Annotated in this window: 22 protein-coding genes; 12 read left to right on the top strand and 10 right to left on the bottom strand. The window is 64.6% G+C overall.

From position 1 onward, the window contains the following. Positions 1-12 precede the first annotated feature (12 nt). From ACFOM8_RS06065 to ACFOM8_RS06055, 3 genes are read left to right on the top strand one after another with little or no spacing between them, the layout of a single operon-like run. A complete protein-coding gene (locus tag ACFOM8_RS06065; RefSeq protein WP_377760263.1) occupies positions 13-1578 on the top strand; it encodes a class I SAM-dependent DNA methyltransferase in 1566 nt (521 codons plus the stop codon). Next, complete coding sequence (locus tag ACFOM8_RS06060; protein ID WP_377760261.1) at positions 1578-2738, top strand: restriction endonuclease subunit S; 1161 nt, start codon at positions 1578-1580, stop codon at positions 2736-2738. Before ACFOM8_RS06065 ends, ACFOM8_RS06060 begins: the two co-directional genes overlap by 1 nt. Positions 2739-2740: 2 nt before the next feature. Then, positions 2741-3316 carry a hypothetical protein gene (locus ACFOM8_RS06055; protein WP_377760260.1) on the top strand — a complete coding sequence of 192 codons (576 nt, stop codon included), beginning with the start codon at positions 2741-2743 and terminating at the stop codon, positions 3314-3316. A 64-nt stretch (positions 3317-3380) separates the two neighbouring features. Here ACFOM8_RS06055 and ACFOM8_RS06050 read toward each other — a convergent pair whose 3' ends face one another. The 8 genes from ACFOM8_RS06050 to ACFOM8_RS06015 form a co-directional block, all read right to left on the bottom strand. Beyond that, positions 3381-3848, bottom strand: a complete 468-nt coding sequence (locus tag ACFOM8_RS06050) for a DUF6634 family protein (RefSeq protein ID WP_377760258.1) — start codon at positions 3846-3848, stop codon at positions 3381-3383. A gap of 235 nt (positions 3849-4083) precedes the next feature. Then, positions 4084-4335, bottom strand: a complete 252-nt coding sequence (locus ACFOM8_RS06045; protein WP_377760256.1) for a hypothetical protein — start codon at positions 4333-4335, stop codon at positions 4084-4086. A 298-nt stretch (positions 4336-4633) separates the two neighbouring features. Then, complete coding sequence (locus tag ACFOM8_RS06040) at positions 4634-5755, bottom strand: hypothetical protein (RefSeq protein WP_377760254.1); 1122 nt, start codon at positions 5753-5755, stop codon at positions 4634-4636. 275 nt (positions 5756-6030) lie between these two features. Then, positions 6031-6597: a phage virion morphogenesis protein gene (locus ACFOM8_RS06035; protein ID WP_377760252.1), complete on the bottom strand. Its 567-nt coding sequence runs from the start codon at positions 6595-6597 to the stop codon at positions 6031-6033. A 103-nt stretch (positions 6598-6700) separates the two neighbouring features. Further along, on the bottom strand, positions 6701-7471 hold the full coding sequence (locus ACFOM8_RS06030) for a PBECR2 nuclease fold domain-containing protein (RefSeq protein WP_377760251.1): 771 nt from the start codon (positions 7469-7471) through the stop codon (positions 6701-6703). A 4-nt stretch (positions 7472-7475) separates the two neighbouring features. After that, positions 7476-8027, bottom strand: a complete 552-nt coding sequence (locus ACFOM8_RS06025) for a ParB/RepB/Spo0J family partition protein (RefSeq protein ID WP_377760249.1) — start codon at positions 8025-8027, stop codon at positions 7476-7478. 85 nt (positions 8028-8112) lie between these two features. Then, positions 8113-8241, bottom strand: a complete 129-nt coding sequence (locus ACFOM8_RS06020; protein ID WP_377760248.1) for a hypothetical protein — start codon at positions 8239-8241, stop codon at positions 8113-8115. Further along, positions 8241-8504, bottom strand: coding sequence for a helix-turn-helix domain-containing protein (locus ACFOM8_RS06015; RefSeq protein WP_377760616.1), 264 nt, complete (start codon positions 8502-8504; stop codon positions 8241-8243). Before ACFOM8_RS06015 ends, ACFOM8_RS06020 begins: the two co-directional genes overlap by 1 nt. Positions 8505-8653: 149 nt before the next feature. Here ACFOM8_RS06015 and ACFOM8_RS06010 point away from each other — a divergent pair, with 149 nt between their 5' ends. From ACFOM8_RS06010 to ACFOM8_RS05995, 4 genes are all read left to right on the top strand, one after another. Then, positions 8654-9412 carry a LexA family transcriptional regulator gene (locus ACFOM8_RS06010; protein WP_377760246.1) on the top strand — a complete coding sequence of 253 codons (759 nt, stop codon included), beginning with the start codon at positions 8654-8656 and terminating at the stop codon, positions 9410-9412. Continuing rightward, on the top strand, positions 9412-9891 hold the full coding sequence (locus ACFOM8_RS06005) for a hypothetical protein (protein WP_377760244.1): 480 nt from the start codon (positions 9412-9414) through the stop codon (positions 9889-9891). The genes ACFOM8_RS06010 and ACFOM8_RS06005 overlap by 1 nt, the downstream gene beginning before the upstream one ends. Before the next feature lie 68 nt (positions 9892-9959). Beyond that, positions 9960-10802 (top strand): DNA adenine methylase, encoded by an 843-nt coding sequence (locus ACFOM8_RS06000; protein ID WP_377760242.1) that lies wholly within the window; start codon positions 9960-9962, stop codon positions 10800-10802. A 425-nt stretch (positions 10803-11227) separates the two neighbouring features. Beyond that, entirely contained in the window at positions 11228-11830 is a 603-nt protein-coding gene (locus tag ACFOM8_RS05995) for an outer membrane protein (RefSeq protein WP_377760240.1), read from the top strand. Positions 11831-11881: 51 nt separating this feature from the next. On the opposite strand, the gene ACFOM8_RS05990 is transcribed toward ACFOM8_RS05995, so the two are convergent. Further along, entirely contained in the window at positions 11882-12340 is a 459-nt protein-coding gene (locus tag ACFOM8_RS05990; protein ID WP_207101058.1) for a Fe-S cluster assembly transcriptional regulator IscR, read from the bottom strand. A gap of 162 nt (positions 12341-12502) precedes the next feature. Here ACFOM8_RS05990 and ACFOM8_RS05985 point away from each other — a divergent pair, with 162 nt between their 5' ends. Further along, complete coding sequence (locus ACFOM8_RS05985) at positions 12503-13165, top strand: alpha/beta hydrolase (protein ID WP_377760238.1); 663 nt, start codon at positions 12503-12505, stop codon at positions 13163-13165. A gap of 7 nt (positions 13166-13172) precedes the next feature. Then, positions 13173-14300 (top strand): HD domain-containing protein, encoded by a 1128-nt coding sequence (locus tag ACFOM8_RS05980; RefSeq protein WP_377760237.1) that lies wholly within the window; start codon positions 13173-13175, stop codon positions 14298-14300. On the opposite strand, the gene ACFOM8_RS05975 is transcribed toward ACFOM8_RS05980, so the two are convergent. After that, positions 14301-15461, bottom strand: coding sequence for a Hint domain-containing protein (locus ACFOM8_RS05975; protein WP_377760235.1), 1161 nt, complete (start codon positions 15459-15461; stop codon positions 14301-14303). 215 nt (positions 15462-15676) lie between these two features. On the opposite strand from ACFOM8_RS05975, the gene ACFOM8_RS05970 reads away from it, so the two are divergent. The 3 genes from ACFOM8_RS05970 to ACFOM8_RS05960 all read left to right on the top strand — a co-directional run bounded on the left by ACFOM8_RS05970 (position 15677) and on the right by ACFOM8_RS05960 (position 19625). Continuing rightward, positions 15677-16888: an NADP-dependent isocitrate dehydrogenase gene (locus ACFOM8_RS05970; RefSeq protein WP_377760233.1), complete on the top strand. Its 1212-nt coding sequence runs from the start codon at positions 15677-15679 to the stop codon at positions 16886-16888. Positions 16889-17099: 211 nt separating this feature from the next. After that, positions 17100-17768 carry a phosphoribosylformylglycinamidine synthase subunit PurQ gene (gene purQ / locus ACFOM8_RS05965; protein WP_377760231.1) on the top strand — a complete coding sequence of 223 codons (669 nt, stop codon included), beginning with the start codon at positions 17100-17102 and terminating at the stop codon, positions 17766-17768. A gap of 192 nt (positions 17769-17960) precedes the next feature. Then, positions 17961-19625 carry a sensor histidine kinase gene (locus ACFOM8_RS05960; RefSeq protein ID WP_377760614.1) on the top strand — a complete coding sequence of 555 codons (1665 nt, stop codon included), beginning with the start codon at positions 17961-17963 and terminating at the stop codon, positions 19623-19625. Positions 19626-19633 lie beyond the last annotated feature (8 nt).

Raw genomic sequence — 19633 nt, 5'->3', positions numbered from 1 at the left:
AGGAACCCCACGTTGGCTACAATCGCCCGCAAGAAGGCTGCGCCCAAGCAACTGACCACCGCCCAACGCCTCGACAGCATCATCAAGTCGGCGCGCAAGATCATGCGCAAGGACAAGGGGTTGAACGGCGACCTCGATCGCCTGCCCATGCTCACATGGATCATGTTCCTGAAGTTCCTCGACGACATGGAGAGGATCGAGGAAGAGCGCGCCGAGCTGGCCGACAAAGACTATCGCCCGATCATCGAACCTCCCTATCGCTGGCGCGACTGGGCGGCGGACGCCGACGGCATCACCGGTCCCGACCTGCTGTCGTTTCTCGTTTCCGAGAAGACCGAACGACCTGACGGCACGCCTGGCCCGGGCCTCTTCGCCTATCTGCGCGCCCTGCGCGGCGACAATGGACGGCGCGAACGGCGCGATGTGATCGCCACCGTATTCCAAGGCTTCGCCAACCGCATGGAAAGCGGCTACCTGCTGCGCGACGTGGTCAACCTGGTCGACGGCATCCACTTCGACTCGTCCGAAGAGGTCCACACCCTCGGTCGCCTCTACGAGACGCTGCTGCGCGAAATGCGTGACGCGGCGGGAGACTCGGGCGAGTTCTACACGCCGCGGCCGGTCGTGCGCTTCATGGTTGAGGTGACGGACCCGAAGCTGGGCGAGACCATCCTCGACCCGGCGTGCGGAACCGGCGGATTCCTGACCGATGCTTTCCTTCATCTGGAACGCCAGGCCGACACGGTCGAGAAACGCCGCATCCTGCAGGAGGACACCATCCGGGGCGGCGAGGCCAAGTCGCTGCCGTTCCTGCTGTCCCAGCTCAACCTCCTGCTGCACGGCCTGCACGCCCCTCGCATCGATCCGGGCAACGCCCTGCGCTTCCGTCTGGCCGAGATCGGCGAGGATCAGCGCGTCAACATCATCCTGACCAATCCGCCCTTCGGCGGCGAAGAGGAGGCAGGCATCCTCAACAACTTCCCAGAGGATCGCCGCACGGCCGAAACCGCGCTGCTGTTCCTGCAACTGATCATGCGGCGGCTGAAGCGCGCCGGGCGCGGGCGGGCCGCGGTCGTCGTTCCGCATGGCACGCTGTTCGGCGATGGCATCTCGGCGCGGATCAAGGCGGACCTGCTGGAAAAGTTCAACCTGCACACGGTGGTCCGGCTGCGCGAAGGGGTGTTCGCGCCCTATACGGACATCCCGGCCAACCTGATCTTCTTCGACACGACCGGACCGACGAAGGACATCTGGTACTACGAGATGCCGCTGCCTGAGGGCCGCAAGAAGTACTCGAAAACCGCGCCCATGGCCTTTGAGGAGTTTGCGGACTGCCTCGCCTGGTGGAAGAAGCGCGAGCCGAACGAGCGCGCCTGGAAGGTCTCTGCCGCTGACCTGATCCAGCGCGACGATCAGGATCGTGTCGTCGCCTGCAACCTGGACATCAAGAACCCGCATTCCAACGAGGTTGCCGATCATCGCGCACCAGCCGAGATCGTGGACGCGATCATCGCGCAGGAACAACGGATCCTCGGCATCATGGACGAGATCAAGGCCGTGCTGGCGGAGCGCGTGTGATGGCAAAGCTTGTTCAACGTCCCATGAGGGAAATTGCACCACTGGTCCGACGTCCAATTGAGACTATGCCAGATCAGCTTTACCCCGAGGTCGGGATTCGTTCTTTTGGGCGTGGCGTCTTTCACAAGAAACCCAAAACAGGATCGGAACTTGGGGAAAAGCGACTGTTTGAATGGAAGGAAGGCGACCTTTTATTCAATATTGTCTTTGCATGGGAAGGGGCTGTCGCCGTTGCTACTCAGGCGGAAGATGGGAAGGTAGGTTCCCATCGTTTTCTTACCTGCGTGGTCGATCCGAAATCGGCTGACGCCCGGTATTTGTTTTGGTGGTTCACGCACGACAAAGGGAGAGATCAGTTGCTCCGTGCTTCCCCCGGCGGTGCCGGGCGAAATCGCACACTCGGGGTGGAGAAGCTTGCGACAATTGAAGTTCCTCTGCCGCCCCTCCACGAACAGCGCCGCATCGTCCGGCGGCTCGACCGGGTCGCCGCGCTGGTGGACGAACGCCGCAGCGCCATCGAGGCGGCCGAGCGCGAAACGCAGGCGCTGCTGCTGAAAGCTTTCCAGCGCGCCATCGACGGCGCCCCCCTGCGACCCTTGGCCGAGGTCGCGCCGCTGGTGCGCAGGCCGGTCGAGATCGATCTCGATGCCGCATATCCCGAACTTGGCGTCCGGTCATTCGGCCGGGGAACTTTCCACAAGCCTGATCTGCTGGGGGCGGAGCTGAGCTGGCAAAAGCTGTTCCTCGTTCAGCAAGGCGATCTCGTGTTCAGCAACATCAAGGCTTGGGAGGGCGCGTTCGCGGTGGCAGGTCCCGGCGACCATGGGCGGGTTGGCTCACACCGTTACCTGACATGCGTTCCGACCGAAGGACTCGCGACTGCCGATTTCATCTGGTTTTACCTCCAGACCCATGAAGGTCTCGGCAAGGTCCAGGCCGCATCGCCCGGCAGCGCGGACCGAAACCGCACTCTTGGCCAAGGCGCACTGGAGGCAATCACCGTCCCGGCACCGCCAATCTCTCACCAGCACTGGTTCGACCGCCTCCAAGCAAAGGCCCGCGAAGCCCGCGCCATTCGTGCCAGCACCGCGCAGGATGTGAAGGCCCTGATTCCGGCCATGCTGCACGAGATCTTCGACGGTGGGGCGAAGGCCGCGTGACTGTGAGCGGGGACGATCAGCCCGATCTGCTATCGGACCTTTCGGATCTGGACTTCGTCCGTCATCTGCTGGCCGACCTTCATGACGACCTGCCAGGGAAGGTCAGCCGTTTCCGGATGCTGACCGATCTGGGCGGCCAGATGGGGCGATCGGGTACGATGATCTACGGTGGTCCTGCGGCCTATCACGCATGGGTCGAAGCGCGTTCGTCATTCGTGCACGGCAATTATGTGGCGACGATCCTGCTGTGCCAGGGGCTCGTGGAGCATCTGCTGGCGGCGTATCTTCACGCCGGGCTTCTGGTCGATGACATTCCGGATCGCATCCAGTTCGCCGACACCCTCCGCCGCTGCCGAGAGCGCGAGGTAATCTCTGATGAAGACGTCACCGACCTCCGCCGCATGATGGCGCTACGAAACCCGCTGTCGCATTTCCGGCACGTCGATGACGGCAGCAATCTTGAGCGTCGCAGCATCGTTGAGAGCAGATCGGCCGACGACCTGCTGCGCCACGACGCGATTTTTTCGATCGGTCTCGCCGTTCGATTGCTTTCGACACCTGCGTTCCGGCTGGGCTGACAGTGGGGGCTGCCCATCATCTTTCGCTTTGATCCTCCAGCAACTCAGTCCTACAGGACGTTAATCATGTCCGCTCGTTCGCCTCATATGCGCGCAAGCGGGCAACATGGGACACAAGCAGCCGGTCCAGCACGGCAAGGTCGTCGACCGGAATATAGCCGCCGAATTCGAATAGCACGATCTGCATTTCTGCGCCGGAGAGCCCTGTTCCACCTGCCAGAGAGCTTTCGAGCGCCGTGAAGGGGTCGGCAAGGCGATACCAGCGGCTCAGCGTCCGCGCCCAACCTGCTACACGGTCGAGCGCGATGAGACGTGAGGTGACGATCGGGCCGGGGGCGAGGCGGGGATGGCCATTGACCTGACCCCAAAGCACAGGGGTCGCATCGAGAGTCATCAGGGGTCGCCATGAGTAGAGTGCGGGTGCCGCGGCCAGATCCTCCGGGCTGGGTCCGGTCTCCGCGGCGGCAACCGCCGTCAGGGCGCGAATAAGATGATGCCGCTGGGCGGGAGTCAGAGTAATCGAGGGGGTCATGGAAAGTCTCCAATATGGAAGGGGATGGGATGGGATGGAAGGCTGGAGCCGCCGGATGCACATGGCGGGCAAGGCTCATCCGCCCGTGTCGAGCAGGATCTGCTGGTCCCCATGCGAGTACCGATGATCTCGTCGCCATCAGGGACGCCGGCAATCGGGCTGCTGACGCTGACGGATCAGGATAGGTTCCGTCGGGTTCCCCCTGCCGCGCATCGCGGCAGGGCAGACAGGTCGCTCACTCCGCCTGATCGTGCTTTTTCGAAGCGTCCTCGAACCCGCAGATGGCCGCAGACAGATGCCGCTCGCATATGATCAGCAGCATGCCTTCAGGCGTGGTCTGAACTTCGAGTCCGTAGGGGTTCTCGAATTCCGTCGGACGCGTCGGGGGCGTCTTGAGCTTCTCGACCACGATATGTTCCCGGACCGGTTCGAGATAGCGCCGGCAAGCACGCAGACGCGCCGCATCGCCCGACATGGGGTCCAACATGTCGGCGTAGCTCGCAAGACACGCGCTGAACCCAGGCATGTCGCAACGGACCCGGAATCGCAGCAGTCGAAGGATGCGTGCCGCTTCCAAAGTATGCTGACCCGCACCACGCCGACCGCGATCACGCTCGCCAGATCGCCGACGACCGTGTTCGGATATTTGGACGCGCCCAGGACAGGCGCGTCATCGGCCGCGACCTTGGCGCCGGTGAACGAGACCAGGTCATAGGCTTCGAACAGCCCGGTGGTGGGGGTGGTGACGGTCAGGACATCCTGAAAATACTGCATGGTTCCTCCGATCAGGCCACGGCGCGGACGGCGTCGATATAGCCGGTGCCGGGATGGGCGCGCTGATAGGCCAGCGCCTTGTTGTGGGTGGCCAGGCCCTCGGGATCGACCGCCTTGCCGTCGGCCGAGAAGGACGCGGCGCCGCCGGCGGCGGGCGCCTCGCCCAGATCCAGCGCGCCGAAGCTGACGACCTGGGGCTGGGCGTCCAGAACTTGGCGCAGGGCCGCCGCGGGCGACAACGTCTCGCCCTCCGAGAAGCTGACCGCAGCGTCGGCTGGCAGGGCGTCCAGGATCGCGACCACCTTGTCCTTCGAGGCGGGGATCAGCTTGCCGGCGGCGACCAGGCCTTCGGCGAAGGACAGGTTCTCGGCATGGACGGCGGCGCGTTCGCGATCGGCCAGGGCCTGTTCGCGCGCGGTCAGGTCGGCTTCGCGGGCGGCGAAGGCCGGGTCGCTCTGCTGGGTCACGGCGGGGAGTTCCTTTTCAGGGTTGGGGATGGTGTCGGGGGTGGCGAGGGATTCGGCGAAGGACGGGGCCGGGGCCTGGTCCTGATCGCCCAGCCATTCGATCTGCCAGGACGGCAGGGCCTGGTCGGCCTTCTCCGTCCCGAACTGCTCGATCAGGAAATCGCGCAGCTTGCGCAGAAGCGACGCAGCCTCGGCCGGGGCGCCGAAGGCCACCTCGAAGGTGACGGCGGGGGCGGCGGCTTCGCTGAAGGCCACGTTCTTCAGGCCGCTGACGGCCGGGGCGGCGGCGCCCAGGAAGCCCACATGCTTGGGATACCAGGTGCCCGGCACCGGATTGTGGCTCTGGTCCGGCCCGAAATACTGCATCGAGACCTTCTTGAACCGCCCGGCCTTCACCAGCTCAGCGAAGGAAGGCTCGATCTCGTGGAGGTTGGCATAGAGCCGCTCGGTGGCGGCGTCGTAGTCGAAGCTCTCGACCCAGCCGAAGGCCGGCGCGTTCGTCGACGGATGGCCCACCACGATCGGGGCGGGCGCTGTCGCCGGATCATAGGCGTCGGCGATGGCGCGCAGGTCGGCCGCCGAATAGGTGATCGCGCCGCCTTCCATGGGGGTGAAGGTGCCGGGGCGGAAAACCTCGATGCGGGCGGTCAGGGGCGTGGCGGTCATGGCGGGTCCGGGTTGATGTCCGGTGCACCATGCTGCGTGTCAGGAACAAAAGAGCCCGGACGGGGGTCCGGCCTCTTGTCGTCTCTGCGGCCCCATCATGCGCCCGATCAAGACGCCGATCAACGGATTTGAACGCGGCCGACCCCTGCTTGGTTCGGAATGTGCCCGCAGAGCGATTCTAACAGGGGGCTAACAGGGCAGTTGGCTTGTGGACGGCCCGATGCGCCAGCGAAGCGCCAAGGGCGCTCCTGGGCCGTTTTTCGGGGGGTGCCGTTTCACGGGGCCAGCCAGTCCGCCGCGTCCTCCAGTATCGCCGCCTCGTCGGCCGGCGACAAGCCAAGGTAGGGACGTGCCGGGATGATAATGGCGCGGCCGGGGATCGTCACGTCGGTGATGACGTCGGCTGCGGATTTTTTCACGAAGCGCCGTCCGATCTTACCGTCCGCATCCCGCTTGCGATAGATCTTCGCGGCCCTGTCCGGCTGCTGGATGGTGCCCCCGAGCTGGTGGATAGCCGCGTATTCGACCGGCGAGCCGATCCGCACCTCGTCGTTGGTTGCGGCATAGTTGATCGACCCGGCCAGATGGCCGCGGGCGCGCAGGATGGCGATGGGGGTCAGCTTGCGCTTTTCCCGTTCGCGGATCGTCCGGGGTTGCAACTTCTTCCAGGGCTTGCCGTCCGGTGCCTTCTCGGCTCGGAAGTTGTCGCTGGCCGATTTGACCAGGCGTTCGCCGATCGAGGCAAACAGGGGACGGCGGTTGTCCATGCGATCGAGCAAGCCTTGCAGGCGGTTCCGCGCTTCCCCGGCGCGCAGTTCGACGCTGATGCTGATCCCGGTCATGTTGAAAATCCTCCGGTTCTGACGTATATCCGATGGGCTGGATGGCGATGCCCGGTGATGGAAGCCTGTAGCCACCAACGCGGCGGTCGGATCACCCCGGCCGTCACTTTCGTTTCCAGATCAGTTTGCCGCCGCGCCGGGCGTTCAGGGCCGACAGGTTCGGACGCCCTTCGCGGTCCGGCACGAACATTGTCACAGGCTCCCACCACTTCCGCCCGATCTCCATAACCGACAGGATGCCTAAGGCAGGATCGACCCGCACATAGCGCCGATCAACCAGGAGTTCCTGCATGTCCGGCCTGACCGGATCGGGCTTGGCGGCAACGCCCAGCCAGATTTCGTCGGGATCCATCAGCGTCTCAGCCATCAGGGGTGTGAACCGGCCGCGGCCCCGCTTGCCGATCTTCCAGGTGCCCAAGCGGTCCCTGAAGAACTGGTCCGAGATCGGAACGCGCATGCCGGCCGGATCCTCCCACAGGACCGCACGGCCGATATCGGCCCCGAAAGGCTCCAGGAAGGCGCGGACATAATCCTCGGGCGCCAGATCCTCGGCCAGCGGCTGGGCCGTAAACAACCGGGCCGAGGCAACCAGGTCGGCCAGGGGCGATGGCTGGTCGATGACAACGGCATGGCGGCCTTCCTGGATCAGCCCGCCGCCTTCCTCGATCAGCGCCGACGGCACCAGGCCGCGCTCCCACAGATCGCCCGGCATGTGATCCCAGCCATAGCCGGTGCCCTCGGGCAGCTGGACGGTCACGCCGGTGGCCTCGTGGGTATGGGGCTTGCGGACGATGGCTGGCGCAGGATCCGGCCCGGTCTTGCCCATCCGGCGCAGATCGCCGCGCGACAGGCTGTGGACCCCGCAGCTGCACACCCAGTCATTGGGGGGATAGTACACATCCCACCAGGCGTTGGCGGGTCTGGGGGGCGAGGTTGGTCCAGATCTTGACGGCCATGTTGATGGCGCGCTTGGAAAGGCCCACTTCATCGGCCACCGAGGTGGCGAAGCCGAAGATTTCGCCCTGGCCATCACCGGTGGGCAAAGTTTTCCCACCGCCATTCGCAAAGTCAGGGTGCATCCGTTCCCAGACCTGCTTCAGTTCGAAGAGATGGTGGCAGCGGTCCAGCGCGATCAGCTCGTGACGGCCCAGGTTCTCCATGACCTCGGCCAGGCGGGCCGCGTCATCGCTCTCGGCATCCGACACCATGGCCAGGATACCGTCATGACCCAGCAGCCGGACGGCCTCCAGGCGATGATGCCCTGCGATCAGGCGATACCCGTCGCCCAAGCGCCGCACGACGATGGGCTGCATCAGCCCCTGTTCGCGGATGGACCCCGCCAACCCCTCGACCCAGGCCGGGTCCAGGTCGCGTGCGCGGCCAGTGCCTGCCTTGATCGAGGCAAGCGGAAGTTCAAGATATTCGGGCATTTCAAGCCTGCATGAAGGAGAAGTTCTGAAGGCGGGGCGTTGATCGCCGACCTGCCGATGTCGAAGCGCCGCAAGGGCCACCGTGTCACAGCCCCGAAAGTCCAAGGCCGTGCAGGATCCAGAGACCCGCGCCGACGATGGCGAACAGCGCGACGGCGCCAATCGCATCCGCGAGGGTGTCAGCGTTAACCTTGATCCTGGACAGGATGCGCATCACTTCCCGTCGTCGCTGTCCGGCTTGCGGCCGGATTTTTGACTGGAAACCGGGGGAAACTTCGCGGTATCGAGAATACGAGGTTTCCCCTTGGGGTAGCGGTCGGGCCAGAGGTCTTCGGGCTTCTCACCGATGAAATCGGCGATTGCCTGCTGGGCCTTGTAGTGCGTTTGGCCCTTCACGCGTGTGCATGAGCCTGCGGGAATGTCGTTGCGCCGGGCGAGTTCGGTCAACGTCATCCCGCCGAGATGGAGCTTGGCCAGGATCTATGGCCATTCCATCTTGGGTTTCCGTTTCGCCATGGGTGGTTCCTTCTGGGGAAGCGGGTGGTGGGACACCCGCTTTTTCTTGGGTCGGTGTAGGCAATCGCGCGGCGCATGTGCGCTGCGCACAACTAGGGATAACTCCTGATATGGAGGAGGTCAAATCCAATAATGGGGGTAAAGGACTTGGTGTTGAAAAAGAGGCTGAGGCGCTCCTTCGACACCGGGTTGCCGAAGCAATATCTGCGGGGGGTGGGGTCAAGGCTGTCAGCGCCAAGACTGGAATTCCCAAAGGAACAATAGAAAAATATGCTGCTGAGACAGCTACGCCATCGGTTGTGAGAGCTGCGGTGATTGCAAGTGCGCTCAAAATTAAACTAGATGATCTTGCCGGTTTGCTGGATCCAAGTATGGGGACAGGAGGCTTCTTCGAAGCAGCTCAACTCCATTTAAGGAGTTCTGGCGCGCACGGCTCGGATGCCGACAGCGGACATATGATCCGCCTACCGGTCTATGGGGACGTCCAAGCAGCCGCCGGGTTTAGTTCCATCCCGGTTTCTGAACTGGCTCAGGGCATCATGGCCTTCGATCGCCGGTTCCTGCGCGACCAAGGCGCGGCGCCGGAGCATTGCTCGGTTATTTGGACCAAGGGCGACAGCATGACGCCGACCATTCCTGACGGATCGGCCCTGATTGTGGATCGCAGCCAGACGGCCATTGCTAACGGCTGCATCATGGTGATCGCCGTGGGCGACGATCTCCTAGTCAAGCGCGTCCGCCGTCGCCTCGATGGCTTGGTCGAGCTGGTCTCGGACAACTCGTCCTACCCCCCGGAAACCCTCGGCCCCGATATGCTCCAGCAGCTGCGCGTCGTCGGCCGAGTCGTGTATTTTTGCAGGACGCCGTGATGGCCGAGGAACACTTCGTTGATGTTATCGGGTTTGGGGAACGCATCGACATAACCCCAGCGTTAAGGGAGGCGATAAAGCGCTGCCCATACAAGCACGACTTTACCCTTGCCGAACTTGCTGAGCTTGTAGCACGGGAGGTTAGGGGGAAGTACATCCCTGTTGCGACGCTCGACCGTATCGAAGGTCGGAACCTGTGGTCGATAACTGGCTGGGTCATCAAGCGTATTCAGTCGGAATACCGGATACCACAGTTGACAGATCCAGACCTCCGCAGGCTTCGGCCCTATATCGAACTGGTCCCCGGCATTCATCACTGTGAGGCAGCTAATGCTTATTGGGGGCGATGGCTGCAACCAGAAGAACTGACCCTTCTGCCGTTGGCAGAGTGCGACTGTGATCGCTGTGATTGCCAATATCATACCCAAGGTCGGCGCGATGTCGAAGAAAGAGGCGCCGTGCCTCGTGGGCCAAATTAATAGACAACGACACACGCCGATGTTCCTGTTAGGTTCTCATTTGCTCGCCGTGAACAACAGGAACCCTCGTGCTTACCACCATCACCCCGACCGCGCCTGTTGCCCCCTGGCTGGGCGGCAAGCGCAATCTGGCCAAGCGCATCTGCGCCATCCTCGACGCCACGCCCTGCGCCACCTATGCCGAGCCGTTCGTGGGCATGGGCGGCATCTTCCTACGACGGCAGGCGCGGCCTAGGACCGAGGTAATCAACGACCGCGGGCGCGACATCGCCAACCTGTTCCGCATCCTCCAGCGGCACTATCCGCAATTCCTGGACACGCTCCGGTTCCAGCTGACCACCAGGGCCGAGTTCGAGCGTCTGGTGCGCGTCGATCCCGACACCCTGACCGACCTGGAACGCGCAGCGCGCTTCCTGTACCTCCAGCGCACCGCCTTCGGCGGCAAGGTCTCGGGCCGCAACTTCGGCGTCGATCGCGCCCGGCCGGGCCGGTTCAACCTGACGACGCTCGAACCCATGCTCGAGGATCTGCACAGCCGCCTGGCCGGGGTGGTCATCGAATGCCTGGACTGGCCGGCCTTCATCCCCCGTTATGACGGCGCCGACACGCTGTTCTATCTCGACCCGCCCTACTGGGGCTGCGAGGACGACTATGGCAAGGCCATGTTCGCCAGGACCGACTTCCAGCGCCTGGCCGAGCTGCTGGCGGGCATCAAGGGGCGGTTCATCCTGTCGCTGAACGACGTGCCCGAGGTTCGCGCCATCTTCGCGACATTCGAGATCCAGGAGGTCAGGACGACCTACACGATCAGCGGCACCAGGAACGATCCGGCCGGCAGCCGGGCCGAGCTGCTGATCTCGAACTGGACCCTTCGCGAACTGTCAGAGCCCCTCACCGGTGGCGGTTCCTGACAGTTTTCGACTTCCGAAACCTCCTGCGGTCAGCCGCCCTCCGTTGTCATGATTTCCTTCAACGATTGCTGGAGAAAAATGGAGTTTCGGAACCGACAACGGGGTTTCGGAACCGACTTCCGAAACCTCAGCCTTGAAACTTCCGCTTTGTCCAGAAGCTAGCCTCACCGTCTGCCCCGCTGGAACCAATTTCATCAACAATCTTCGGATGTTGGCTGTTGCGCGCCACTTGCAGGTCAGATGTCGATCAGATGCGGTCCCAGAGACCACAGATCGCTCAATTCAGCCCCCACACTTTCATCACGTGACGTCGCCATTTGGGGGCGCTGCGGTCGTTTTTCTTCGCCGGATCAGTCGTTTGTCGCCGCAGGAGAGGACTTTCCGTTTCGTCCAGAAGTTAGTCCCCCCCTACAAGGAGACTACCCATGAAACTCGTTGCGCTTTCGGTTGCCGCCTCGCTGGCGGCCTCGGCCGCGTTCGCCGGCGGCTATGTTGCCCCCGTGGTCGAAACCGCGCCGGTGGTCGAGCCCGTTGTTCCGGTCGAGGCCGGCACGGACTGGACCGGCTTCTACGCCGGCCTGCAATATGGCAAGGGCAACGCGGAACTGTCCGACGGTCTGGGTGACAGCGATTATGACGGCTATGGCGTCCATGCCGGATACCTGCGCGACTTCGGCAAGCTGATCGCCGGGGCCGAACTGGACTACAACAAGGCTGACGTGGACGAAGGCGATGGCGACGCCGACCTGTGGCGCCTGCGCGGCCGCGTGGGCTATGACATGGGCAAGTTCCAGCCCTACCTGACCCTGGGCGCGGCCCGCGTGTCGGCCGACTTCGGAGACGACGACGTGTCGGAAACCGGCGTCACCTATGGCATCGGCGCGGAATACCTGGTGAGCGAACGCTTCTCGGTCGGGGCGGAATACAGCCGCAGCGACTTCTCGGACTTCGCGGAAGACGAAACCGGGGTTTCGGGCATCGACCTGGACACCGACCTGGTGCAGGTCCGGGCTTCGTACCGCTTCTGATCGCAGCCGATCGGCTTCGGATGGAAACGCGGCCCCGGGGGGCCGCGTTTTTCAGTCGTCCACCACGCTGAGGATCTGCGGCAGGGCCGGGCAGGGCAGCAGTTGGTTCCGCGCGACATCGGCCAGCGAATGGTTGTGCAGGAACACATAGACATGCGCCGACAGGCTTTCCCACAGCCGGTTCGACAGCGTCTGCGCCCGCGATCCCGACACCCCGCCCGAGGCGCCCGCGCCCACATGCATGGCACTGACGGTTTCGTCCACGGCCTCGAGGATCTCGGCGATGCGGATCGTCTCGGGGGCGCGCGCCAGCCTGTAGCCGCCGCCGGGGCCGCGGACGGAGGCAACCAGCCCGGCGCGGCGAAGGCGCACGAACAGCTGTTCCAGATAGGGCAGGGAAATGTCCTGGCGGGCCGAAATCTCGGCCAGCGAGGTCAGGTCGCTGCCCTTGGCGGTGGCCAGATCGACAAGGGCGATGATCGCATAGCGCCCCTTGGTGGACAGTTTCATCGGCTGGCTCCTTCCAGTCAGGCGGCGTCGGTTGACGACGCGCGCACTGCCGCGCTATGCCGCCAAGGTCCGTTTCTTGCGCAATCCGCGCCGGCATCCCAGATAGCGGTCTAAAAGCGCCATCACGATGCGTCAAGAAACCCGTAACTTCGAAGGAAGACGATGCCAGAGCTGATTTTCCCCGGCCCCGAAGGGCGGCTCGAGGGCCGCTATCACCCGCAACCGGGCAAGCCCGACGCCCCCCTTGCCATCGTTCTGCACCCGCACCCGCAATACGGCGGGACGATGAACAACCGCGTCGTCTACAACCTGCATTACGCCTTCCACAAGCTGGGCTTCACCGTGATGCGGTTCAACTTCCGCGGCGTGGGGCGCAGCCAGGGGGAATTCGACCAGGGCATCGGCGAGCTGTCGGACGCGGCATCGGCGCTGGACTATCTTCAGGCGATGAACCCCAACAGCAAGCATTGCTGGGTCGCGGGCTTCAGCTTCGGGGCCTGGATCGGGATGCAGCTGCTGATGCGCCGCCCCGAGATCACCGGCTTCATCAGCGTGGCCCCGCCCGCCAACATGTACGACTTCAGCTTCCTGGCGCCCTGCCCGTCGTCGGGGCTGATCGTGAACGGCACGGCAGACCGCGTGGCGCCGCCCAAGGACACCAACGCCCTGGTCGGCAAGCTGCGCGAACAGAAGGGCATCACCATCACCCACAAGGAAATCGAGGGTGCCGACCATTTCTTCCGCGACGACGAGCTGCACATGAAGCCGATGATCGAGCTTGTGCAGGATTACGTCCGCCGCCGTCTGACCGAAAGCACGCGCTAGGGACGGGATGTCGGACCGCATCGCCCGCCAGTTCGCCTTCCTGGCCGAGGCCGACCGGCTGAAATCGGTCGGCCGGGCGAATGTGCTGCTGGATCTGTCCCGGCCGGAAAACAGCGCCGAACACAGCTGGCACGTCGCCCTGCAAGCGATGGTCTTCGGCGCCTCGGACCGCGTGATCCGCATGCTGCTGGTCCACGACCTGGTGGAAATCGACACCGGCGACCAGCCGATCCATCTGGCCCACGACGCGGGCGCCCTGGCCCGGGCCGAGGCGCGCGCCGCCGCCCGCATCTTCGGCCTGTCGCCCGATCGCGCCAGCCTGATGGAGCTGTGGCAAGAATTCGAGGCCGGCGCCTCGCCCGATGCGGCCATGGCCAAGCGGATGGATCACGCCCAGCCGCTGTTCCAGGTGCTGCTGGCGCCGCAGCCGTTGGCGGATCATGTCGCCATTGTCCGGGACAACATGACCGGCGGACGCGCGGCGCGGCTTGACGCCGAATGGCCCGAGGCGATGGACTGGGCCCGGGCCGTGCTGGCGGGCGAGGCGCCGCCCGACAGCGACCTTGCCCGCCGCCTGCGTTTCCTGGCCGAGGCCGACGCGCTGAAATCGGTGATCCGCGCCAACCTGCTGATCGACGGTTCGCGGCGCGAGAACAGCGCCGAACACAGCTGGCACCTGGCGCTTTACGCCCTGGCCTTTGCCGATCTGGCGGGCCCGGGGGTGGATCCCGGCCGCGTTATCCGCATGCTGCTGCTTCACGACCTGGTCGAGATCGACGTGGGCGACGTGCCGCTGCATTCCGCCGCCGGCCAGGCGCATGGATCGGCCGAGGTCCAGGCGGCCGAGGCCGCGGCCGCCGTGCGCATCTTCGGGCTGCTGCCCGATGCGCAGGCCCACGAGTTCCTGGCGCTGTGGCAGGAATTCGAGGCCGCCGCCAGTCCCGATGCCGTCTTTGCCAAGGCCCTGGACCGCTGCCAGCCCGTGATCCAGAACCTGCGCTCGGGCGGGATAGGCTGGGTGGATTACGGCGTGACCTTTGACGACATCGAATCCCGCGTGGGCAGCAGGATCACCCTGGGCGCGCCGATGCTGTGGCACTGGCTGCGCCGCGAGGTTCGGGCCTTCTTCGCCTGATCAGCTTGCCCCGACGCTTGCCAGCGGCTTGCCGTTCGCCGCGTGCCGCGCCGCCAGCTGCCGCGCCTTCCTGCCCGCGACAAAGGGCCGCGCGCCCGGAAAATCATCGGCCGCGCCGCGCAACTGCGGGAACAGCGTGAAGATTTCCTCGGCCGCGTCGCCAAGGGCCAGCAGGGCCTGCGGGCCGGGATAAAACGATTCGGTTTCCGCGCCGTTCGACACGACGACCTCGTGCGCGGCGAACATCAGGTGGACATAGGTGACGCCATCGGCGTTCCACAGGATGTCGATGCCCTCGACCTCGGCCAGGTGCTTGGCGGCAACCAGTAGCTCCTGCGCCCCGAACATCCGCGCGGCAACGGCGGACCGAACCAGGACACGGTGCTGCTGGGACACCAGTAGATCCCGGGCGGGCAGGTTCGGGCCAAGCGCCCCTGCGGCGATGCGCACCGGCGCCAGCCCAGGGTTTGCGGCGATCTCGGCGGCGGTGACGTTTCGGCGGCCCGCCCAGCGGACGGGTTGCAGCCCGTTGTCGCGGGTCGCGACCAGCTCGCCGACGCGCAGATCCTCGACCAGCCGTTCCCCGGACGGGGTGGCGATCAGGGTGCCGGCGGCAAAGCAGGTGATCGGCAGGTCATGGATCGCCGGCTTGAACGAAATGGTGGCGACATACATGTTCCTGTCGAAGGGGTCGGCCGACAGGATCTTGACCGCCCGCAGGTCGTCGATGCCGTCCCATTGCGGCAAGGCGTCCAGCGAGGGGCGGAAGAACATGTCGCCGTTCTTCATTTGGATCAGCACGCCGGTCTGTTCCGTGGTGCCGCCATCGGGAAAGGTCAGCTGATAGCGGACCGACAGAAAGCCCGTGATCGTGGTTTTCACCGTCGCGCCCGTCTGCGGCGAGACATAGGTCATGCGCGAATCCGTGACATCCTGGCCGCGGCTGTCGGTGTTGTAGCTTGTCGCGAAGGCCTCGGCCCGGCGGCCGTCCACGGTGATCGTGCGCGTTTCGCCGCGGATCGTCACCGCCTTCATCTGCGCGTTGCCGACGGCATTGTATCCGGCGATGCGGTCGGCCTCGGCATGGGTGGAGGGAGTTCCGCTGGTTGCATTGACCTGGGCTTGATTGCCAAACCACATCCAGTCGACCGTAGCCGTCATTTCAACACCGGAGTAATCGTTATGTCACTGCCTTCTGCATAGCGCAGGCATGATCAGAATGCACGTTTAAGTTTTATACAGGTTTCATAAAACACGCTTATGTTGCAAACCTGACGCATGCCGCACGCGATTGCATGCCGCTGCATACAATCTTTCCTTCCCGGACGCCTCCCGTTATAGCGGTACGCGAACATCACCGCCGAAAGGGATTGCCCATGTCGAAGATCAAGGTCGCCAACCCCGTTGTCGAGCTGGACGGCGACGAGATGACCCGGATCATCTGGGACTTCATCAAGCAAAAGCTGATCCTGCCCTATCTGGACGTGGATCTGAAGTATTATGACCTGGGCATCGAGGAGCGCGACCGCACCGACGACCAGGTCACCATCGACGCGGCCAACGCCATCAAGCAATACGGCGTGGGCGTCAAATGCGCGACCATCACCCCCGACGAACAGCGGGTCGAGGAATTCGGCCTGAAGAAGATGTGGAAATCGCCCAACGGCACGATCCGCAACATCCTGGGCGGCGTGATCTTCCGCGAGCCGATCATCTGCCAGAACGTGCCCCGCCTGGTGCCGCACTGGACCAAGCCCGTGATCGTCGGCCGCCATGCCTTCGGCGACCAGTACAAGGCCACGGATTTCCGCTTCCCCGGCAAGGGCAGGCTGACCATCAGGTTCGTCGGCGAGGATGGCGAGACGATCGAGCACGAGGTCTTCCAGGCGCCGTCGTCTGGCGTGGCGATGGCCATGTACAACCTGGACGACTCGATCCGCGATTTCGCCCGCGCCTCCATGAACTATGGCCTTCAGCGCGGCTATCCGGTCTATCTGTCCACCAAGAACACGATCTTGAAGGCCTATGACGGCCGCTTCAAGGACATCTTCCAGGAGGTGTTCGACGCCGAGTTCGCCGACCAGTTCAAGAAGGCCGGGATCACCTACGAACACCGGCTGATCGACGACATGGTGGCCTCGAACCTGAAATGGTCGGGCGGCTATGTCTGGGCCTGCAAGAACTACGACGGCGACGTGCAGTCCGACACCGTGGCGCAGGGCTTCGGCTCGCTGGGCCTGATGACCAGCGTGCTGATGACGCCCGACGGAAAGACCGTCGAGGCCGAGGCGGCCCACGGCACCGTGACGCGGCATTTCCGCGAGCACCAGAAGGGCAACCAGACCTCGACCAACTCGATCGCGTCGATCTTTGCCTGGACGGGCGGGCTGAAGCACCGCGCCAAGCTGGACGACAACGCGGCGCTGCTGAACTTCGCGCAGACGCTGGAAAAAGTGACGGTCCAGGCGGTCGAAGACGGATACATGACCAAGGATCTGGCGCTGCTGGTCGGGCCGGACCAGAAATGGCTGACCACCATGGGCTATCTGGAAAAGGTCGACGAATACCTGAACAAGGCGCTGAACTGATCGGGGAAAGCGGGCCGGGCAATGCCCGGCCCTTTTCTTGCCTCCGGCGGGGATATTTGAAACGAAGATGAAGGACTGCCGCTTCATCTTCGTTTCAAATATCCTGCGGGGGAGTCCCCCCTGAAGGGGACGGGGGCGCAAAGCCCCCCTCTTTCAACGGTCGCGGCTTTGCGCTATGGCCTGCCTGTCCCGCGACAAGGAGCCTGCGCCGATGAAAGCCGCCGTTATCACCTTTCCCGGATCGAACTGCGACCGCGACCTGGCGGTGGCGCTGGACCGGGCCGGCGCGCAGGTGACGCGCGTCTGGCACAAGCACGACGCCTTGCCCGACGGCACCGATCTGGTGGCCGTGCCGGGGGGGTTCTCGTTCGGCGACTACCTGCGCTGCGGCGCGATCGCCGCGCAATCGCCGATCGCCGGGGCGCTGCGCAAGCACGCGAACCGTGGCGGCTATGTCCTGGGGGTTTGCAACGGCTTTCAGGTTCTGACGGAACTTGGTCTGCTGCCCGGCGCCCTGATGCGCAACACCGGGTTGACCTTTCTGTGCAAGCCCGCCGTCCTGAATGTCGTCACCACGGACAGCGACTTCACCGCGGGCTATGGCAAGGGCCAGCGCATCACCATCCCGGTCGCCCATCACGACGGCAATTACCAGATCATGGCCGAAGGGCTGGCCCGGTTGCAGGACGGGGACCGCATCGCCTTTACCTATGCCCCGGGCATCAACGGCTCGGTCGGCGACATCGCGGGCGTGCTGTCCGAAAACCGCCGCGTCCTGGGCATGATGCCCCACCCCGAGCGCGCCGCCGATCCGGCCCTGGGCGGCACCGACGGGGCGGCGCTGTTCCGCTCGCTCGTGAACGGGGTTGTCAACGCCTGACTTGAGCATCGGCGCCTCTGGGCCTAGAGTGCGGCAGTTGTGCCACAGGACCGGGCTTTGTAGGTGATCGAGGACAAAGACAGCGCCAGCGAGGGAGAGCGTATTCGACCGCGGCTGGCGCAGCCCGGCAATCCGTGGTGGCTGCGCATCGCCATCGCGCTTGTCTTCGGGCTGGCCATTGTCTCGATCTGGATGACGAATGCCTGGCTGACGGCGCGGTTTTCGGAAAACACCCGCGTCCGGTCCGAACTGCGTTTGGCGCTTTATACCGGCAACCTGCTGTCGGAATTGCAGCGCACGGCCGTGGTTCCCTTGCTGCTGGCGCGCGATCCGGCGCTGATCGGGTCGCTGAACAGCAACGATTTCTCGACCACCTCGGCCCGGCTGATCGCCGCGCAAAAGGAAATCGGCGCGGCCTCGATTCGCTTGCTGGACGCCTCGGGGCGGACGGTCGGCTCGACCGACCGTTACCAGATCGGCACCAACAACGTTCTGGCGCCTTTCTATGTCGAGGCGCTGCGGTCCAGCGAGACGGTCTTTACCGTGACGAACCGCGGCGGCGGCGCCTACGAGTTCACCTATTCCCGCGCGGTGATCGCGGACGGCCGGACCCTGGGGGTGATCGTCGTCGGCGCCGACCTGTCGCGGCTGGAACGGTCCTGGGCGGGCATTTCGGACGCGGTGGCCGTGACCGACAGTGAGGGTTTCATCATCCTGGCGACCGAGCCGCGCTGGCGCGGCCTGACCATGCCCGAGGCCCTGGCGGTGCGCGACGCGCCCTCGGCCATCCAGCGGGCCTTCCAGGTCACAGCCGACTGGACGGCGCTGCCCATCGACGCCTATGTCCAGGGCCGCGCCGTGATGCAGGCCGAGGCGCGCATCCCCTTTCGCGGCTGGCGGATGACCAGCTTCACCACCTATGCATCCGTCCGAGAGCAGGTGAACGCGGTGCTGGCGCTGGAGATCATGGGTTTCGCGATCCTTCTGGCCGGCACCTTTTATGTCCTGTCGCGCCGCGCGCGCAGCCAGTCGGTCGCCTATATGCGCGAATCGGCGGACCTGCGCGCGCTGAACATGCGCCTCACGCGCGAGATCGCCGAGCGCGAGCGGATGCAGAAGGAGCTGCGCGTCGCCGAACAGACGGTCCAGCAAAGCTCCAAGCTGGCGGCCCTGGGCGAGATGTCGGCGGGCGTCAGCCACGAGCTGAACCAGCCGCTGGCGGCGATGAAGACCTATCTGGCGGGCGCGCGTCTGCTGTTGCAGCGCGGCCGGGCCGAGGAGGCCTTGTCCAGCTTTCAGCGCATCGACGACCTGATCGAACGGATGGGCGCGATCACCCGGCAGCTGAAGTCCTATGCCCGCAAGGGCGGCGAGGCGGTGGAGCCGGTGGACCTGCGCGCCGCCGTCAGCAGCGCCCTGACCATGATGGAGCCGCAGTTGCGGTCCCGCACGATCCGCGTTACCCGCAACCTGCCGCGGGGCACGGTGATGGTGATGGCCGACCGCATCCGGCTGGAACAGGTCATCATCAACCTTTTGCGCAACGCCGTGGATGCCGTGCGCGACAGGCGCGACGCCCGGATCGAGATCACCGTCGAGGCCGCCACCAACGCCTATGTGCTGGTGCGCGACAACGGGCCGGGCATATCCGATCTGGAAAAGCTGTTCGAGCCGTTCTGGACGACAAAGAAACCGGGCGAGGGGACGGGCCTGGGCCTGGCCATATCCTCGTCCATCGTGGCCGATTTCGGCGGTCGCCTGACCGCCCATAACGAAGATGGAGGCGGCGCCGTCTTTGCCGTGGAACTGCCCTTGCTGAAGCCGGGGCAGGCCCAGCAGACGCTTGCCGCCGAGTGATGAGAGAG

Source organism: Paracoccus angustae, from assembly GCF_042648745.1.
Lineage (GTDB): Bacteria > Pseudomonadota > Alphaproteobacteria > Rhodobacterales > Rhodobacteraceae > Paracoccus > Paracoccus angustae.
The sequence above is the reverse complement of the archived record's forward strand: the minus strand, read 5'-3'. Positions and strand labels throughout refer to the sequence as shown.

Excerpts from the sequence above, each read along its gene's own strand:
- ACFOM8_RS06005 (WP_377760244.1), top strand. The coding sequence starts at position 9,412 with ATGGCCGAGGAACACTTCGTTGATGTTATCGGGTTTGGGGAACGCATC.
- ACFOM8_RS05985 (WP_377760238.1), top strand. The coding sequence starts at position 12,503 with ATGCCAGAGCTGATTTTCCCCGGCCCCGAAGGGCGGCTCGAGGGCCGC.
- ACFOM8_RS06045 (WP_377760256.1), bottom strand. The coding sequence starts at position 4,335 with ATGTTGGACCCCATGTCGGGCGATGCGGCGCGTCTGCGTGCTTGCCGG.
- ACFOM8_RS05995 (WP_377760240.1), top strand. The coding sequence starts at position 11,228 with ATGAAACTCGTTGCGCTTTCGGTTGCCGCCTCGCTGGCGGCCTCGGCC.
- ACFOM8_RS05980 (WP_377760237.1), top strand. The coding sequence starts at position 13,173 with ATGTCGGACCGCATCGCCCGCCAGTTCGCCTTCCTGGCCGAGGCCGAC.
- ACFOM8_RS05960 (WP_377760614.1), top strand. The coding sequence starts at position 17,961 with ATGACGAATGCCTGGCTGACGGCGCGGTTTTCGGAAAACACCCGCGTC.
- ACFOM8_RS05975 (WP_377760235.1), bottom strand. The coding sequence starts at position 15,461 with ATGACGGCTACGGTCGACTGGATGTGGTTTGGCAATCAAGCCCAGGTC.
- ACFOM8_RS05990 (WP_207101058.1), bottom strand. The coding sequence starts at position 12,340 with ATGAAACTGTCCACCAAGGGGCGCTATGCGATCATCGCCCTTGTCGAT.
- ACFOM8_RS06060 (WP_377760261.1), top strand. The coding sequence starts at position 1,578 with ATGGCAAAGCTTGTTCAACGTCCCATGAGGGAAATTGCACCACTGGTC.
- ACFOM8_RS06020 (WP_377760248.1), bottom strand. The coding sequence starts at position 8,241 with ATGCGCATCCTGTCCAGGATCAAGGTTAACGCTGACACCCTCGCGGAT.
- purQ (WP_377760231.1), top strand. The coding sequence starts at position 17,100 with ATGAAAGCCGCCGTTATCACCTTTCCCGGATCGAACTGCGACCGCGAC.
- ACFOM8_RS06040 (WP_377760254.1), bottom strand. The coding sequence starts at position 5,755 with ATGACCGCCACGCCCCTGACCGCCCGCATCGAGGTTTTCCGCCCCGGC.
- ACFOM8_RS06010 (WP_377760246.1), top strand. The coding sequence starts at position 8,654 with ATGGAGGAGGTCAAATCCAATAATGGGGGTAAAGGACTTGGTGTTGAA.
- ACFOM8_RS06050 (WP_377760258.1), bottom strand. The coding sequence starts at position 3,848 with ATGACCCCCTCGATTACTCTGACTCCCGCCCAGCGGCATCATCTTATT.
- ACFOM8_RS05970 (WP_377760233.1), top strand. The coding sequence starts at position 15,677 with ATGTCGAAGATCAAGGTCGCCAACCCCGTTGTCGAGCTGGACGGCGAC.
- ACFOM8_RS06035 (WP_377760252.1), bottom strand. The coding sequence starts at position 6,597 with ATGACCGGGATCAGCATCAGCGTCGAACTGCGCGCCGGGGAAGCGCGG.
- ACFOM8_RS06025 (WP_377760249.1), bottom strand. The coding sequence starts at position 8,027 with ATGCCCGAATATCTTGAACTTCCGCTTGCCTCGATCAAGGCAGGCACT.